The following is a 15495-nucleotide window of genomic DNA, read 5'->3' as shown; positions in this document are numbered from 1 at the left end:
CCGCGCGCGGGCCTTCACCGGCGCCCGCGCGAGTTCTTATCCTGGGCGGAAATTCACCCAGGCGAGGGGACGAGTCCATGCGGACCGTGCTCGTAGTGCTGCTCGTGTTCGCCTCGTTGACCGTCCCGCGCGCGGCCGCTGCCGTGTGCGCGCTTTCCTGTGACACGCTCGATCCGTCGCGGGCCGCGCAAGAGACGTTTCCCTTGCCGGACAAGGACATCAACGGCCGGGTGCTGCGACTGCACGTCTCCGATTCCGACGGGATGGCCTGGGCCAGCATCGACAACGGCCGCACCGGCGACGCGGTCTGGCTCGACCGGTCCTGGGACGGCGGCGCCACCTGGGACGGCCTGCTGGGCAAAGCGAGCATTCCGGACACCTGGACCGGCACCCGCACGCTCATGTACAACCTCGCCGATCCCGTCGGCCACCGCCGCGGCCTGCTCCGTGCCTGCGGCGACGCGCAAGCGGTCGCGTGCACAGCCTGGATCTACCCGACCGTCTGCGACACCGCCTGCGACGGTTCGGCGCCTGGTGCCGGCGACAACCAGCCGGTGGCACCCGCGACAATCTTCGGCCGCTCCGTCCGGCTGCACTTCGACGACCGCGGCATGGCCTGGGCCGGCCTCGATTCCGGCGGCCCCGGCGACGAGATCTGGCTGGACCGTTCTTGGGACGCGGGCGCGACCTGGCCAGACGGCTCGTCGCTCGGCCGCACGAGCGTCCCCTCCGGTGCGACCGCGACACAGACCGCGACCTTCGCCGCTCGAGATCCACGCGGACGGATGAACGGCGGCGCCGTTCGGGCGTGCGGCCGGGAATCCGCGCACCAGGAGGGCGCCTGCACCGCGTGGGCACGTCCAGCTCAGTCTCGGGTCGCCGCTGGTGCCGACGCTTTGCTGTGGTCCCAAGACGTTTACCGCGCCTGGTGGCCGTCGAGCTGGTGGAACTCGGCGGTCGCGGTGACCGCACTGGCGGATTCCGGGGTCTCCGGCCTGGATCCGGTCCTGGCGCGGGTCTTCGACGTGAACCGCTCCGCCTTCCCCGCCGGAGCACGCAGTTCCGACCCGATCGACGGCGACTTCATCAGCCGGGCCGTCGACGACACCGCGTGGTGGGGCCTGGCGTGGCTCGCGGCGTACGACCGTACGCACGATGCGCGCTATCTCGCCGAAGCCACGAAAATCGCCGACTATGTACACGGTTTCTGGGATCCCGGCACCTGTGGCGGGGGAGTGTGGTGGGATCGGGAACGGACGTACAAGAACGCCGTCACCAGCGGTCTCTATCTCCGCCTCGCCGCTGCCCTGCACCGCCGCCTGGACGGTGACACCGAATGGCTGGCCCGTGCTCGTGAAGCTGGGGATTGGTACCTGCGGAGCGGTCTGATCAACTCGGCTGGCCTGGTCAACGACGGTCTCACCTCGGGGTGCGCGAACAACGGACAGACCGTCTGGACCTACAACCAGGGCCTGGCCATCGGCGGCTTCACCGAGCTCTGGCGGGCGACCGGTGATCAGTCCTATATGGACGCCGCCCGTCGGCTGGCGGACGCGGCGATGACTGGCCTCACCTCGGGTGGAGTGCTGGTGGAATCGTGTGACACCGGTTCGTGTGATGACAATCAGAAGCAGTTCAAGGGCGTTTTCATGCGGTACTTCGGTGATCTCGCCTCGGCTGCCGGATCCTCGGTGTATCAGGATTTCGTGCGACAGCAAGCGGATTCGGTGTGGTCGCGGGATCGGGACTCGCTGAACCGGATCGGTGAGCGGTGGGCCGGCGGTGCGTCGAACGCGGTGGATTGGCGGACTCAGGCTTCGGGGCTGGAGGCGTTGATCGCTGCCGCTGCGCGGTAGGTTCCGTTGCGCCACACGCGCTGGATGTCGAGGGTGTCGTCGATGGTGACCGTCGGGTCGCCGGTGACCATCGTGAGGTCCGCGCGGAGACCGGGTTTGATCCGGCCGCGGTCGGTCAGTCCGAAGCGCTTCGCCGGGATGGATGTCGCTGCTCGCAGAGCTTCCGTCGGGGTGAATCCCGCCTTGGTGAGGAGCTGCAACTCGCCGTGCAGGCTGGCGCCGTGCGCCATTCCCGGCGCACCGAGATGCGCCGCGTCCGTGCCCACGAGGAGGTCGACCCCGGCTTCCCTCAGCGCGGCTAGTGTTTCCAGCGCATAGTCGAAGTGCTTGCGGGGACTGGTGCTCATCGTGCCGGAAAGATTCTCTCGCCACTCCGGCGTCAGCTTGGGGTAAACCCGCTGATCCTCGGCGAGTCGGCGACCGACCGGCTCACCGGTGATCGACGCGAGCACTGTCAAGGTGGGAATCACGAAGATGTTGCTGGCAGCGATCTTCTCGACCAATCGTGCAGTGTGCGGCCTGTCGGCGAAGAGATGAGTGAGCCCGTCGACTCCCGCGTCGACAACCTGTTCCACCGTCTCGACGGTCATCGCGTGCGCCAACACCATTTTCCCGCGCCGGTGGCTTTCGCGGACCGTCGCCTCGACCAGTTCGGGAGCGAGGCGGGGCAGGGTTTCGCTCCCGAACAGCCGGCCGTCCTCGACCAGGACTTTGAGATAGTCGGCCCCCTCGGCGATCCTGGCCTCGACAAACGCCGCCACCTCATCCGCCCGGGCCGCCGTCGGCCACGGCGGGTCGCCTTCGCCTTTCCGCAGCTGATGCGGATGCCCGCCTTCGGGAGTGAGCCCGATGGAGGGAGAACGCACGTCGGCGAGATTATTCGAGGCTGCGGTGCGGCGGCGCAACGGAATCATCTGCTCCGGCATGGAGAGCATGTCGAGTTCGGTGGTGACGCCGAACGTCAGCGCCTGCCGGAGCGACTGCGCGTCGGTGTGCGTGTGCGCGTCGATAAGGCCGGGGAGGAGGGTGGCCCCGGTGCCGTCGATGAGCTCGACCCCGTCGGGACGGTTGCCTCCGATGCTGGCGATCCTTCCGTCGGCGACCTCGACGTCCACGATCCCGAGCGAGTTCTCGCCGTCGAAGACGCGTGCGCCAGTGATGACGAAGTGATCCACGGAGACTCCCGGCAGGTCGTGCGGCGGTGACTCCGGAACCGTAAGCGGCGGTGGTTTTGGTGCCAAGGAGGCACTTTTCGGGTAGCTGGTGAGATCGAGGTAACCGGGTGTGCGAAGGTCCGGGGGCGGCTGGAAGCGAGCTGCCTCTGCTCGGCGGTGCCCGCGCAGGGTGACGCGAGCGCCTGCTGCGGTCGCGTCACCCTTGGTGCCGAGAGGCGATGCCGAAGCTGCCGGGGGCATGGAAGACCCGGACGTCCCGCCGGAACGCCCGGGCCGGTCAAGGGCCAGTCAGCGGCCGGTCAGGAAGGCGTGTTCCACTTCTGGTCAGCGGATCCCGTGCAGTCGCGCAGCGCGAGGCGAGTGCCTTCGGCTGTCGCGCCGTCCTTGGTGCCCAGGCAGCGGCCCGAAGCGGGGTTCAGGATGGTGCCGTCGCCGCGGATTTGCCAGTTCTGCGCGGCGGAACCGTCGCAATCCCACAGTTCGGCGAGGTCGCCGGAGGTGCGCAGGCACTTGTCCAGCGAACGGAGCGTTCCGTCGCGGATCGTCCATTGCTGGGCGCTCGTGTAGTCGCATCCCCACAATTGCACTGCGGTTCCGTTGTCCCGCCCGGAAAACGCGACGTCCACGCAACGGTTTTCCGCGCCGGTGATGGTGCCGACGGCATAGGGGCGGTCGCCGCGGATGAGGAAATCGTTGTTGGCTACATTCCAATGCGTGGCGAGGTAGGTGCCGCCCGGCGGACGGGTGTTGAAGTAGTCGTCGCCGTTGCAGTCTATTTGGTTTTCCGGCGCGCCGGGGCACGATTTCACGAGATGTCCCGGCGGATTCGGCAATCCGCCGTCGTCGTAGCACATGATGTCTTCGTCGTCCCAGCAATGACCGTTCCGCGACGCGTGCGGGGCGCTCGAGTTCACCGCGCCGAGGGTGTGCAGCAGTTCGTGCCCGCTCGCCTGCCAGGACCAGCATCCGGTGCCGACTGTCGCGTAATGCGGGCCGTTGTTGTACTGGTTGTCCGCGCCGGGACGGTCGTCTCCGCCGCTGCCGAAAGCCAGTCCGCAGCCGTCTTTATCGTACCAGACCAGGTACTTCCGGTCGGTGCGGCGGTAGCCTTGCTCCCCGATGGCCCCCGCGATCGCCTGCGGGTCGGTCATCCTCGCCGGGTCGATCGCGACGTCGTCGATCGTGGCGCGGCAGTTCGCGTCGGTCGCGAACCGCACGTGGCGGATTTCGCCGCCCAGCCGCAGTCCCGCCTCGACGAAATCGTCGTCGATCCGGTCGGCGAAAGTGCGGAACTGCTCGGCCAATTGGTCGTGCCGGTCCGGCTGGTCGGTCGCGTGCACGTAGACTGCCTGGACGCGTTTTCCGCTCTGGCCGTCCCCGTCGCACGGGGTGGAATGGGGGACCGTCTGGGAAGCGGTGGCCGGCGCGGAAATAGCCAAGGATCCGGCCAGCACTGCGGCCGCGATCGCCGCGGCGCGAGTTCTTTTTCTCACGGGATTCCGCCCTTCCTCGGAAAATCCACTGTGGAATGCCGGATGATCGCGGAGGAAGTGAGCTTCGAAGACGATTCCGCTGCCCGGCGTGATTGCCAGCGTAAAGACGGTCGGTGATTCGTCAACCGGGCCGAGGCCGCTTGACCGGTTTTCTGTCTCGCCGGGGCGCCGGACGCGGTGCACGCGGGCATTCCCGGGGTCCGCGCGGGCATTTCCGGAGTGCGGTATGCGGGAATCGACGGCACGGAGGGTTCAGTGCTCTCCCACCGCGGCGGTGACCCGGTGCCCCGCGCGATCCACGGCGGCCCGGTGCGCGGCGGCGTTGCCGTGCGCTGAGGTCACGCGTCCGTGAGGGGAACCCTGAGGGAATCAGAGTCCCTCAGGGTTCCCCTCACGGACCTCAAGACCCGGCCACATGGTGATAAAGCGGGCATCTCGGCACCGTTGGTGTCCTTTGTGGACGGTCGCGGATGCGGGCTGCGCGGCTCAAGTCCCGGGCATTGCGCTCGCTCAACCCCGAGAAGCCCCGCTGACCAGTCGCCCGTCCAGCCGCCCTCGTCACCCGTCACAACCGCTCAACCTCGGCAAACACCTCTTGCCCGCCTGCCATGCGTGATGTATACATCTTGTCCATGAGCAGTGTACGACAGGCTGGGCGGGCCGGGTCCGCGCAGGACGTCACCTACCGGTTCCTCAAGCAGCGCATCGCCGAGCTTCCGCGCGACGGCGGGACTTTCCTCACCGAATCGGAGGTCGCCGAGGCGGCCGGGACGTCCCGTACTCCGGTGCGGGAGGCTCTGCTGCGGCTCGAGGCCGAGGGGTTCCTCGAGATCGTGCCGAAGAAGGGCGCGTTCGTGCCGCCGATCTCCGACGCGGAGGTGCGGGCGGTGATGGAGGCGCGCGAGCTCGTCGAGGACTCGTGCGTCCGCAAGCTCGCCGAGCGCGTCGACGGGGCCTTCCTCGCCGAGCTGGACGACATTCTCGCGAAGCAGCGCGAAGTGGTCGACGAGCCGGTGCGGTTCATCGAGTTCGACCGCGCGTTCCACCGGGCGATCGTGCGGCGGGCGGGGAATCCGGTGCTGGCCGAGTTCTACGAATCGTTGCGGGACCGGCAGGTCCGGATGGGGTTGCGCGCGGTCGCGGGCAGTGAGACCCGCGCCGAAACAGTGCTGGCTGAGCACGCGGCGATCGTCGAAGCATTGCGTGGCGGCGAGCCGTCGGCGGCGGGAGAAGCGCTGGCGAAGCATTTGTCCAGCACGATGACGGCGTTGCGGGTCGAGGAGCGGCTGTGAAGGTCGCGCTGGTGCAGCTGGCCAGCCCGCCGGACGAAACAGCCGCGGACCGCCGGGTGCGGGCCGGGCAGCTGGTGGAGTCGGCGCGCGGGGCCGAGCTGGTCGTGCTGCCGGAGTTGTGGGCTGCCGGGTATTTCTCGTTCGACGCGTATCCGGACGAGGCGGAAACCCTCGACGGGCCGACGGTGGCGGCGGGGCGCGAGTGGGCGCGCGGCCTGGGTGCGTACGTGCATCTCGGCAGTCTGGTGGAGCGGGACGCGGCGGGACGGCTGTTCAATACCGCGGTGTTGCTCGCGCCGGACGGCACGATCGCGCATACCTATCGCAAGGTGCACGTCTTCGGGTATGCCTCGCGCGAGGCGGAATTGCTCACTCCGGGGGACAGCCTCAGCGTCGCGGAAACGGAACTCGGGCCGATCGGCGCGACGACCTGTTACGACCTGCGGTTTCCCGAGTTGTGGCGCGGCCTCGTGGACCGCGGCGCGAAGACGGTCGTGGTTCCGGCCGCGTGGCCGGCGGCGCGGCGCGAGCACTGGCGGATGTTCACCTCGTGCCGTGCGGTGGAAGAGCAGGTCGTGGTGATCGCGGTGAACGCGGCCGGCACGCAGCGCGGCGGCGTCGAACTGGCCGGTACCAGCCGGATCGTCGATCCGTGGGGCACGGTACTGGCGGAGGCGGGCGGCGGAGAGGAAGTGCTGCGCTGCGAAATCGATCAATCCATTGTGGACACGGTGCGGGCGGAGTTCCCGGTGCTGGCCGATCGGCGGTGGCCGGTGTCCACAGCAGACTTCACGGGAGCGGGAGTATGACCACGATTGTGCTGCACGTCGCGGGAACCGGGGAGGAACTGGCGTTCGCTCCGGCGCGGCTGGTGGTGGCCGGGTACACCGGGAGCGACGAGGCCGCGGTCGAGGAGCACATCGCCGAACTGGCGGCGATCGGCGTGCCGCGGCCGGAATCGGTGCCCGCGTTCTATCACCTGGACCCGGAATTGCTGACGACCGAGCCGGTGGTCGGCGTGCGCGCGCCGGGGACGTCCGGCGAGGTCGAGCCGGTGCTGATCCGGCATCAGGGGAGGTACTTCCTCGGGGTCGGGTCCGATCACACCGACCGCGACCTGGAGCGGGACGGGGTCGCACTGTCCAAGGCGGCCTGTCCGAAACCGCTCGGGGAAGTGGTCGCCGAACTCGGTTCCGAAGTGTCCGTTCCGGACTGGGACCACGTGGTCGCGGACTCCAGTGTGGACGGTTGCCCGTATCAGAAGGGGGAACTGGCCGCGCTGCGGCACCCGGCGGATCTGCTCGACCGGCTCGGTCCGGTCGACGGCGATTTCGCGCTGTACTGCGGCACGTTGCCGCTGCTCGGCGGCGAGTTCGCCTATGGCGCGTACTGGCGCGTCCACCTGGAACTGCCCGGCGGTCCGACCCTGACCCACGCGTACGAAACGAAACAGAGGAGCGAGTGATGCGCAGCGGAGCCGACTATCTGGCCGCACTGAAAGGCCCCCGGCGGATCTACCTCGACGGCGCGCCGGTCGAGGACGTGGCCCACCACCCGGCGTTCGCGCCGATCGCGAAGACCATCGCGGAACTGTTCGACCTCGCGGCCGACCCGGAGTCCGGCATCTCGGTCACCGACGAGACGACCGGGGCAGGCGTGAACCGGCTCTTCACGCCGCCGCGCAGCCGCGAAGACCTGAAGGCGTACCGCGAAGCGGCGACCACCTGGGCGCGGCACACCCACGGCTGGGTCGGCCGCAGCCCGGACCACGTCGGCGCGTTCGTCGCGGCGTTTTCCGCGCACCCGGAGGCGTTTTCGCAAGGCGAGCGGGACTTTTCCGCCAACATCGCCGCGTACCACAAGCGGGTGCTGGAGGAGAATCTGTACGTCTCCTACGCGATCATTCCGCCGCAGGTTTCGCGAGCGACCACCGCGCACGCCTGGGAAGGCGACCTGATCCAGGCAGGCGTCGCGGAAGAGCGCGAGGACGGCATCGTGATCCGTGGCGCGCAGATGCTCGCGACCGGCGGTGCGGTGGCCGACGAGATCTTCGTGTCCTGCATCAAGCCACTCGGCCCGGAGGACGCTGACTTCGCGCTCGGCTTCGCGGTTCCCGTTGACGCAGAAGGGCTTAAGCTCTACTGCCGTCGTCCGTATGCGCCGGCGGCCACGAGTGAATACGACTACCCGCTCACCTCGCGCTATGACGAAACCGATGCGCTGGTGGTTTTCGACGACGTCTTCATTCCGTGGGACCGGGTGTTCGTCTACCGCGATGTCGCCGGATTGCGCCGGCAGTTCTTCGACACCGGTGCGCACGTGTTCGGCAACTGGCAGGCGCAGATCCGGTTCATGGTGAAGACGCAGTTCATCGCCGGGCTGGCGCGCAAGGTCGCGGCGGTCAACGGAGTCGACAAGTTCCCCGGTGTGGTCGAAAAACTCGGCGAGCTGGCGAGCCTCGCGTCCATTGTGGAGTCGGCGGTCCTGGCCGCGGAATACACCGCGGAACCGGACGGCAACGGCATGTGGCGGCCCGGCTCCCGTGCGGTGTACGGCGCGATGGGGCTGCAGGCCGAGCTGTACCCGCGGCTGCTGGCGATCCTGCGCGACCTGGTCGGCGGCGGGGTGCTGCAGGTGCCCTCCAGCGTCGCGGACCTGACGAACCCGGAGACCCGCGCCGATATCGACAAATACATTCACAGCCCGTCCGCGCCCGCGGAGGAGCGGGTGAAGCTGTTCAAGCTCGCCTGGGACGTCGTCGGCAGCGAATTCGCCGGACGCCACCACCAGTACGAGATGTTCTACGCCGGCGCGCCGTTCGTGGTGAAGGGTTACGCCTACCGCAACTACGGTTTCGACGGCGCGCTCAGCGACATCGACGCCTTCCTCTCCAGCTACGACCTCGACGGAGCGATCACCCGATGAAAAAACCGGAACACGAATTCTTCTCGGTGACAGACGTCGCTTTCACGGTGTGCCCCGGCGACGACCCGAAGATCACCGAGCGGATCCTCGCCAAGGACCCGGAAACCGGCGTCGCCACGCGGATCCTGCGCTACGAACCGGGTGCCGATTCGACGCCGATGGGTGTGCAGAAACACGATTTCTGGGAGGAGGTCTACATTCTCGAGGGCTCGTTCACCGACCTCACGCTCGGCCGGACGTTCACCGCGGGGATGTACGCCTGCCGTCCGCCGGGCATGCCGCACGGCCCGTGGCGGACCGACGAGGGGGTCGTCACGTTCGAGGTCCGCTACCCCGCCTGAACCCGCTCGTGCGTGGCTGTGCCGGCGCTGACCGGCACAGCCGCTCACGAGCCCCCTGCGCAAGGAGAACGCCCATGCTCACCACTTCGTCGACTTCCTCGGCCGAGGTCGACCCGATGACGATGCGCCGCACGATGGGGCGTTTCGCCACCGGCGTCGCGGTGGTCACCACCCGGGCGGCGGGGGTGCCGCACGGGATGACCGTCAACTCGCTGACGTCGGTTTCGCTCGACCCGCCGCTGCTGCTGGTGTGCCTGACGACCGGCGCGCGCAGCACCGACGCGGTCGTCGAGGCGGGCCGGTTCGCGGTCAACATCCTGTCCGCGCGGCAGGAACAGCTCGCGCTCCGCTTCGCCCGCCGCGGCGAGGACCACTTCGCCGGGCTGGAGGTGACTGAGGGCCGCCACCGCGTGCCGGTGATCCCGGACGCCTTCGCGCACCTCGAATGCGACGTCGAACGGCATCTGATCGCCGGCGACCACGTGGTCGTGTTCGGGCACGTGCGCAGCGTGTGCGAGCGCGACGGCGAACCGCTGGCGTTCCACGGCGGACGGTTCGCGGATCTCGCCGACCGGGCCAACGAGCCCGTGCACTGGTTCTTCTGAGGCAGTTCCCAGGGGGAACACGCCTCGGTGGCTGCGCCAACAGCCACCGAGGCTTCCGGCATCAGCACTTCATCCGCGTCACGGACCCTCCGACCACAGGAGCCGAAATGGCCGATACCTCTCGCGAACGTAACAGAAAACGCCCGCACACGCGGCTGGGGGTGGTGGCGGCGTCGAGTCTCGCCGGCACCGCCGTCGAATGGTACGACTTCTTTCTGTACGGCACCGCGTCCACTTTGGTCTTCAATAAACTGTATTTCCCTTCGCACGACCCCTTGGTCGGCACGGTTCTCGCTTTCGCCACTTATGCGGTCGGCTTCCTCGCCCGGCCGCTGGGCGCGGTGGTGCTCGGCCACCTCGGCGACCGAAAGGGACGGCGATCGACGCTCATCGCCAGTCTGCTGCTGATGGGTGCTTCGACGTTTTTGATCGCTCTGTTGCCCACTTACGAGGCGGTCGGTGTGCTTGCGCCGCTGCTGCTCGTCGTTTGCCGCCTGGTGCAAGGGTTTGCGCTCGGCGGCGAATGGGGCGGAGCGGTGCTGCTGGTGTCCGAGCATGGCGACAGCGCGCGTCGGGCTTTCTGGTCTTCTTGGCCGAATGTCGGGCCGCCGCTGGGAAATCTGCTCGCTGCCGGTGTGCTGGCGGTGCTCGGCGGGGTGATGCCATCGGCTGAGTTCCTGTCGTGGGGCTGGCGGATCGCGTTCGGGTTGTCCGCGGTGCTGGTCTTGATCGGGTTGTGGCTGCGGCTTTATGTCGCGGAGACGCCGTTGTTCAAGGACGCTCCGAAGCCCAAGGGGCTGCCTGCCGGTGTCGTGATCCGCAAGCATTGGCGCAGTGTGCTTCTCGCTGCGGCGACGCGTTTCGGGGAGAATGCCGGGTTCTATCTGTTCTCGTTGTTCGTCATCACTTACGTCACGACTGTGCTCAAAATGGACAGTTCGGTCGGGTTGACGGCGGTGCTGGTCGGACAGGCGTGCGCGGTGGTGACGATCCCGCTGTTCGCCCTGCTGGCCGACCGGATCGGGCGGCGGCCGATCTACGTGGTGGCTTCGGTGGCGACGATCGTCTGGGCGTTCGTGTTCTTCGCGCTGGTCGACACACGGAGTCCTGGGCTGATCACAGTCGCGGTGGCTGGCGGGTTGCTGATCTTCGCCGCGTACAGCTCCGTGATCGGGGCGTTCTTCGCGGAGTTGTTCCCGACTGAGGTGCGGTACTCCGGGGTTTCGCTGGCCTACAACCTGGCGTCGGTGCTGGCGGGCTCGCTCGCGCCGATCATCGCGATCGGGTTGTACGCCAAGTTCGGTACCGGCTATGCGATCGGGGTCTATTTGGCGGTGATGGGCTTGATCTCGCTCGTGGCTTCGTTGCTGGCCAAGGAGACGAAGTCGGTGGATCTCGGTTCGGTGGCAGAGAAGGAGCAAGTCCGTGCACCCGTTGAATGAGTACTTGGACGCTTACGCTCGTGGCGAAGGGGACCTTCTCCACGGCGAGGCCGTCGCAGACCTGCCCGCCCACCTGTCCTGAAGTTCGTGAGGGGAACCCTGAGGGAATCAGATTCCCTCAGGGTTCCCCTCACGGACGTTCCGCGAGCCGGTAGCCGGAGCCGTGGGGGACCAGGCGGCCGCCGGTGGGCGGGGCGAAATGCGTGCCCAGCACGAGAGCGCCCGAATCGGCTAGCTCGGCCAAGAGGCGACGGCGGGTCTTCTCGGATTCCGCCGGGTCGATGTCCACCGAAGCACCGATCTCCGGATGCGCGAACTGCACCGGATGGTGCACCGCGTCCCCAGTGATCAGCGCGGTTTCGCCGGAGCTGGTCAGCTCGATCGAGACGTGCCCGGGGGTGTGGCCGGGCGTCGGCAGCAACCGCACGCCGGACACGATTTCCATCCCGTCGGCGGGGACGTCGACCAGGTCCAGCAGCCCCGCACGCTGTACCGGCAGCACGGAATCCTCGAACATCTGCCGCCGCGGCCCGTCCATCTCGTAGGCCGCCCAGAACTCCCGTTCGGCGCGGGAGGTGACGTGCCGGGCGGAGGCGAACGTCGGCACCCACTCGCCGTCCTCCTCTCGGGTGTTCCAGCCGACGTGGTCGGTGTGCAGGTGGGTGAGCAGCACCAGATCGACCTCGTCCGGCGCGAACCCGGCGGCGGTCAGCGCGTCCAGGTACCCGGTGTCGAGGTCGTTCCACGCCGGGTTGGCGCGGGTTTTCCCGTTGCCGACGCCGGTGTCCACGAGGATCTTCATCCCGTCCTTCTCGAACGCGAAACTGTGGCTGTGCAAGCGAATCGCGCCGCCGTCGGCGAAATCCGGATGCAACCAGTCTTCGCCGGAGACGACCTCGGCCGTCGCGCCGGGAAGCAGCCACGGCCCGGTCGCGGCGGGGAATTCGATCTCGTCGACCCGATGGACCGTGACCTCGCCGATGGTCCAAGACATGAGCCCTCCTTAACGCAACAGGTTTGCTTTAAGCGACGGTAGCCGCTACCGTCGCTTAAAGCAAACACTTAGCTTTTAGGAGTCCTCGTGCCCGACCTGACCCCCGCCGAGGCCGCGCATCTCGCTGCCCGGGCCGGATTGCCGCTGAAGGCAGCCAGACATGCCACCGTGGCCGCCGTCGCCAACCACATCCACTCCGTGGTGTCCGTCCTGCGCGACCTGGATTTCGGCGACACCGCACCGGCTTCCACCTATCGCGCGGAGGAGGACGTCCGTGTCGCTGGCTGACCTCACCCTCGCCGAAGCCTCCGCCGCGATCCGTGACCGGCGGGTGTCGCCAACAGAGCTGGTCGAGGACGTACTGACCCGCATCGACGAGGTAGAACCCAGGCTGCACGCGTATGTCTCAGTGGACGCAGAGCGGGCCCGTGCCGAAGCCGCGGCACTCGGCCAGATCCGCAGCCCGCTGCACGGCATCCCCATGGGCCTGAAGGACCTGATCGACGTCGCCGGAACCGCGACCACCGCCAGTTCCCAGGTCCGCGCCGGACACCGCGCCGAGAAAGACAGCACCGTCGCCGCCCGGCTCAAGGCCGCCGGAGCGGTCCTCCTCGGCAAAACCCACACGCACGAATTCGCTTACGGCCTCACGACTCCGCAGACGCACAACGCCCGCAACCCGTCCCGCGTGGCCGGGGGATCCAGCGGCGGCTCAGCAGTAGCCGTCGCCGCCGGTGCCGCGATGTTCGCGCTGGGCACCGACACCGGCGGCTCGATCCGTGTCCCCGCCGCGCTGAACGGAGTCGTGGGCCTCAAACCGACGTACGGCCTCATCCCGCGAAACGGCGTGACGTCGCTGTCCTGGTCGCTGGACCACGTCGGCCCGATCACCCGCACCGTCGAGGACGCCGCGCTCGTGCTGTCCGTCCTCATCGGACAGTCATTCCCGACCGGCGAGGACCTGACCGGACTACGCGTCGGAATCCCCGGCAACTACTACTTCGACCGCATCGACCCGGTGGTGGAAGCCGCGGTCCGCGAGGCCATCGACCACCTTTCCGAACTCGGGGCCGAACTGGTCGACGTCGAAATCCCGATGACCCGCTACCTCCAGGCAACGCACTGGGGCTTGATGGTCCCCGAAGCCACGGCGTATCACGAACGAAGCCTGCGAGCCGTGCCCGACCAGTACGCCGCTGACGTCCGTGTCCTGCTCGAAGCCGGCGAGCTGATGAGCGCGGGGGACTACCTGCGCGCCCAACGCGCCCGCACCCTCATGCGCGAAGAATGGACGCAGCTGTTCGAAAAGATCGACGTCCTCGCCGCACCGACCGTCCCGATGACCGCCGTCCCAGCCGGACAGGAGACGATCAACTGGTCCGACGGCACCGTCGAAGCGGTCTCGGACGCGTATGTACGGCTGTCGGCCCCCGCGAACATCACCGGCGCGCCAGCGTTGACCCTCCCGATCGGCGACGACCCGGACGGGATGCCAATCGGCCTGCAACTGCTCGCCCGACCGCACGGCGAACCGGTGCTGCTGCGGACCGGCCACGCCCTGGAACGGACGCGGCTTAAAGTGGCAAGGTGAGCCAGAAGCGGATGGTGCGTCCGGGCGGGCGCAGTGCGCGAGTCCAGGAATCGGTGCACGCCGCCGTCCGCGACCTGATCGCCGAAGCTGGCCGGGACGCGCTGACCGTGCCCCAGGTCGCCGCGCGCGCGGGCGTCACGCCGTCGACGGTCTACCGACGGTGGGGAGACCTGCAGGAACTCCTGTCGGACGTCGCGGTCGAGCGGCTGCGCCCGGAAGCGCCGCCCGAGGACCACGGTTCGCTGGCGGAGGACTTGGCGGCGTGGACCGAACTGTTCCTGGACGAGATGTCGTCGCCCGCCGGCCGGGCCTACATCCGCGACGCGCTGCTCGGCGACCCGGACGGGAGCAACGCCGGACAGTGCTCGGCTTACGCCGCTGACCAGGTCGAAGTAGTCCTGGCGAGGGCGGTGGCCCGCGGCGAGGCGGCTCCTTCGGCGGAAGCGGTGATGGACCGGGTGGTGGCGCCGATCATGTACCGGATCCTGTTCCGTCCGGACGGTCTCGACGCCGCCTACGCCCGCCGGTTGGCCGCTGAGGTGCTGGCTTAGAACCAGTGCACGCAGTGCGGCGCACGATCGGACCGGAACAGCAGATCCGCCCGTCCGGCCGCCTCTCCGTGGTGCGCCCGGACATGCCCGGCCCGGACCAGCACGCTCGGCAGGGTCCCGCCGAGGTAGACCGACCCCAGATCGCTCACATCCAGGGACAGGTCAGGCGCGAGATCCGTCCGCGTGCACTCGGCCTTCCCGTCCCGCACCGTCAGCAGATACCGGCCGTCCTGGTCGAGGAACGGGTCGGTCACGTCGAGGACCAGCGAACCGTCCGTGAACCAGCCACGCGCGGTCAGCGCGCGCGGGACGTCCAGGATCCGCACCCACAGCCAGTCCGTCCCCCTCGGCTCGGCCGCGCGCAGGTCCGCCAGCTGCCAGCGCAGCGGGTTCCCCGGCGGGAGGTGCTTGAACTCGATCTTCTTGACCAGGTCGTGTCCGAGCAGGAACTGCGTGAGCGCGGTGAACCCCGCGTCGTCGACCGCGATGACCTCGTCGACCGTCAGAGTGCCGTCCGTGACCAGGTAGCTCGCGTACCCGTTCGCGACACCGCCGGTGTCCCGGTGCACGGCGAGGTAGCGCGGCTCCGGTCCGGTCGGCGGGTGGCCCGCGCCCAGCGCCCACCAGCGGTGCGGCCGCGACAGCGCACCAGGCTGCGTCCGGCGGTACCGGTCGTAGATCTCCTCCAGAAGCTCTCCGCAGTCGACGCGCCGCAGCAGTTCGATGGAGCCGGTTTCGACGCCAGCCCCGCGCGGAGCGGCGAATTCGGTCCGGTGCCGCTCGACGGTCATCTGCTCCGTGTACGTCGCCGGTCCGTAGCCGAACCGCCTGTAGATCACCGCTTCGCTGCAGAGCAGGACGGACAGAAACTCGCCGCGGGCACGGACGTCGGCGAGCTGTTCCTGCATCATCGCGCGGAGCACGCCTTGCCGCCGGTGCGTCGGCAGCACGCCGACCGCGGTCACGCCGGCAGCGGGGACGAGGACGTCACCAGGCAGGGTGAGGTCGAAGGAGTGCGCGGCGGCGGTGCCGACCGGCTTCCCGTCCGGGGCGAAGGCGACCAGGCTCCGTTCCTTCTCGTAAGCGCCGAGGACACCGCTGCCCGCCGACTCCGGCCAATACCGGCCGAACGCGGCTTGGACGGTGCTGAAGTACAGGTCGTAGTCGTTGTCGTGCCGAATTTCCATCGCAGAAGTCCCCCGGGAGCTGACGGTGTCTCAACCGTATCCC

15 protein-coding genes are annotated in these 15495 nt (G+C 68.5%); 11 read left to right on the top strand and 4 right to left on the bottom strand.

Going from position 1 to position 15495, the window contains the following annotated elements; translation table 11 throughout:
- Nucleotides 1–77: 77 nt before the first annotated feature.
- Nucleotides 78–1856 carry a glycoside hydrolase family 76 protein gene (locus ACFORO_RS01925; RefSeq protein ID WP_377868892.1) on the top strand — a complete coding sequence of 593 codons (1779 nt, stop codon included), beginning with the start codon at nucleotides 78–80 and terminating at the stop codon, nucleotides 1854–1856.
- Here ACFORO_RS01925 and ACFORO_RS01920 read toward each other — a convergent pair.
- Both ACFORO_RS01920 and ACFORO_RS01915 read right to left on the bottom strand, forming a co-directional pair.
- A complete protein-coding gene (locus ACFORO_RS01920) occupies nucleotides 1811–3031 on the bottom strand; it encodes an amidohydrolase family protein (protein WP_377868893.1) in 1221 nt (406 codons plus the stop codon). The genes ACFORO_RS01925 and ACFORO_RS01920 overlap by 46 nt on opposite strands.
- A gap of 299 nt (nucleotides 3032–3330) precedes the next feature.
- A complete protein-coding gene (locus ACFORO_RS01915; RefSeq protein WP_377868894.1) occupies nucleotides 3331–4524 on the bottom strand; it encodes a ricin-type beta-trefoil lectin domain protein in 1194 nt (397 codons plus the stop codon).
- Nucleotides 4525–5156: 632 nt separating this feature from the next.
- On the opposite strand from ACFORO_RS01915, the gene ACFORO_RS01910 reads away from it, so the two are divergent.
- The 7 genes from ACFORO_RS01910 to ACFORO_RS01880 all read left to right on the top strand — a co-directional run bounded on the left by ACFORO_RS01910 (nucleotide 5157) and on the right by ACFORO_RS01880 (nucleotide 11129).
- Nucleotides 5157–5816: a GntR family transcriptional regulator gene (locus tag ACFORO_RS01910; RefSeq protein ID WP_377868895.1), complete on the top strand. Its 660-nt coding sequence runs from the start codon at nucleotides 5157–5159 to the stop codon at nucleotides 5814–5816.
- Nucleotides 5813–6625: a carbon-nitrogen family hydrolase gene (locus ACFORO_RS01905; protein ID WP_377868896.1), complete on the top strand. Its 813-nt coding sequence runs from the start codon at nucleotides 5813–5815 to the stop codon at nucleotides 6623–6625. Before ACFORO_RS01910 ends, ACFORO_RS01905 begins: the two co-directional genes overlap by 4 nt.
- The gene (locus ACFORO_RS01900) at nucleotides 6622–7281 is read left to right on the top strand and encodes a DUF2848 family protein (protein WP_377868897.1); all 660 of its coding nucleotides are present in this window, start codon (nucleotides 6622–6624) and stop codon (nucleotides 7279–7281) included. Before ACFORO_RS01905 ends, ACFORO_RS01900 begins: the two co-directional genes overlap by 4 nt.
- Complete coding sequence (locus ACFORO_RS01895; RefSeq protein WP_354738577.1) at nucleotides 7281–8741, top strand: 4-hydroxyphenylacetate 3-hydroxylase family protein; 1461 nt, start codon at nucleotides 7281–7283, stop codon at nucleotides 8739–8741. Before ACFORO_RS01900 ends, ACFORO_RS01895 begins: the two co-directional genes overlap by 1 nt.
- The gene (locus ACFORO_RS01890) at nucleotides 8738–9082 is read left to right on the top strand and encodes a cupin domain-containing protein (RefSeq protein WP_377868898.1); all 345 of its coding nucleotides are present in this window, start codon (nucleotides 8738–8740) and stop codon (nucleotides 9080–9082) included. Before ACFORO_RS01895 ends, ACFORO_RS01890 begins: the two co-directional genes overlap by 4 nt.
- 74 nt (nucleotides 9083–9156) lie before the next feature.
- Nucleotides 9157–9687: a flavin reductase family protein gene (locus ACFORO_RS01885; protein ID WP_377868899.1), complete on the top strand. Its 531-nt coding sequence runs from the start codon at nucleotides 9157–9159 to the stop codon at nucleotides 9685–9687.
- Nucleotides 9688–9794: 107 nt separating this feature from the next.
- Complete coding sequence (locus tag ACFORO_RS01880) at nucleotides 9795–11129, top strand: MFS transporter (protein ID WP_377868900.1); 1335 nt, start codon at nucleotides 9795–9797, stop codon at nucleotides 11127–11129.
- A 130-nt stretch (nucleotides 11130–11259) separates the two neighbouring features.
- Here ACFORO_RS01880 and ACFORO_RS01875 read toward each other — a convergent pair whose 3' ends face one another.
- Entirely contained in the window at nucleotides 11260–12123 is an 864-nt protein-coding gene (locus ACFORO_RS01875) for an MBL fold metallo-hydrolase (protein ID WP_377868901.1), read from the bottom strand.
- Between the two features lie 87 nt (nucleotides 12124–12210).
- Here ACFORO_RS01875 and ACFORO_RS01870 point away from each other — a divergent pair, with 87 nt between their 5' ends.
- The 3 genes from ACFORO_RS01870 to ACFORO_RS01860 are packed head-to-tail and all read left to right on the top strand — an operon-like array spanning nucleotide 12211 to nucleotide 14265.
- The gene (locus tag ACFORO_RS01870; protein ID WP_377868902.1) at nucleotides 12211–12411 is read left to right on the top strand and encodes a hypothetical protein; all 201 of its coding nucleotides are present in this window, start codon (nucleotides 12211–12213) and stop codon (nucleotides 12409–12411) included.
- Complete coding sequence (locus ACFORO_RS01865; RefSeq protein WP_377868903.1) at nucleotides 12398–13714, top strand: amidase; 1317 nt, start codon at nucleotides 12398–12400, stop codon at nucleotides 13712–13714. Before ACFORO_RS01870 ends, ACFORO_RS01865 begins: the two co-directional genes overlap by 14 nt.
- Nucleotides 13711–14265, top strand: a complete 555-nt coding sequence (locus tag ACFORO_RS01860; protein WP_377868904.1) for a TetR/AcrR family transcriptional regulator — start codon at nucleotides 13711–13713, stop codon at nucleotides 14263–14265. Before ACFORO_RS01865 ends, ACFORO_RS01860 begins: the two co-directional genes overlap by 4 nt.
- On the opposite strand, the gene ACFORO_RS01855 is transcribed toward ACFORO_RS01860, so the two are convergent.
- Nucleotides 14262–15452, bottom strand: a complete 1191-nt coding sequence (locus ACFORO_RS01855) for a GNAT family N-acetyltransferase (protein WP_377868905.1) — start codon at nucleotides 15450–15452, stop codon at nucleotides 14262–14264. The two genes, ACFORO_RS01860 and ACFORO_RS01855, sit on opposite strands and share 4 nt — an antisense overlap.
- Nucleotides 15453–15495 lie beyond the last annotated feature (43 nt).

Origin of the sequence: Amycolatopsis halotolerans (assembly GCF_042647905.1) — a bacterium.
Taxonomy (GTDB): domain Bacteria; phylum Actinomycetota; class Actinomycetes; order Mycobacteriales; family Pseudonocardiaceae; genus Amycolatopsis; species Amycolatopsis halotolerans.
The sequence above is the reverse complement of the archived record's forward strand: the minus strand, read 5'-3'. Positions and strand labels throughout refer to the sequence as shown.

Coding starts and splice junctions, on each gene's coding strand:
- ACFORO_RS01880 (WP_377868900.1), top strand. CDS start 9,795: ATGGCCGATACCTCTCGCGAACGTAACAGAAAACGCCCGCACACGCGG.
- ACFORO_RS01890 (WP_377868898.1), top strand. CDS start 8,738: ATGAAAAAACCGGAACACGAATTCTTCTCGGTGACAGACGTCGCTTTC.
- ACFORO_RS01910 (WP_377868895.1), top strand. CDS start 5,157: ATGAGCAGTGTACGACAGGCTGGGCGGGCCGGGTCCGCGCAGGACGTC.
- ACFORO_RS01875 (WP_377868901.1), bottom strand. CDS start 12,123: ATGTCTTGGACCATCGGCGAGGTCACGGTCCATCGGGTCGACGAGATC.
- ACFORO_RS01895 (WP_354738577.1), top strand. CDS start 7,281: ATGCGCAGCGGAGCCGACTATCTGGCCGCACTGAAAGGCCCCCGGCGG.
- ACFORO_RS01900 (WP_377868897.1), top strand. CDS start 6,622: ATGACCACGATTGTGCTGCACGTCGCGGGAACCGGGGAGGAACTGGCG.
- ACFORO_RS01925 (WP_377868892.1), top strand. CDS start 78: ATGCGGACCGTGCTCGTAGTGCTGCTCGTGTTCGCCTCGTTGACCGTC.
- ACFORO_RS01885 (WP_377868899.1), top strand. CDS start 9,157: ATGCTCACCACTTCGTCGACTTCCTCGGCCGAGGTCGACCCGATGACG.
- ACFORO_RS01855 (WP_377868905.1), bottom strand. CDS start 15,452: ATGGAAATTCGGCACGACAACGACTACGACCTGTACTTCAGCACCGTC.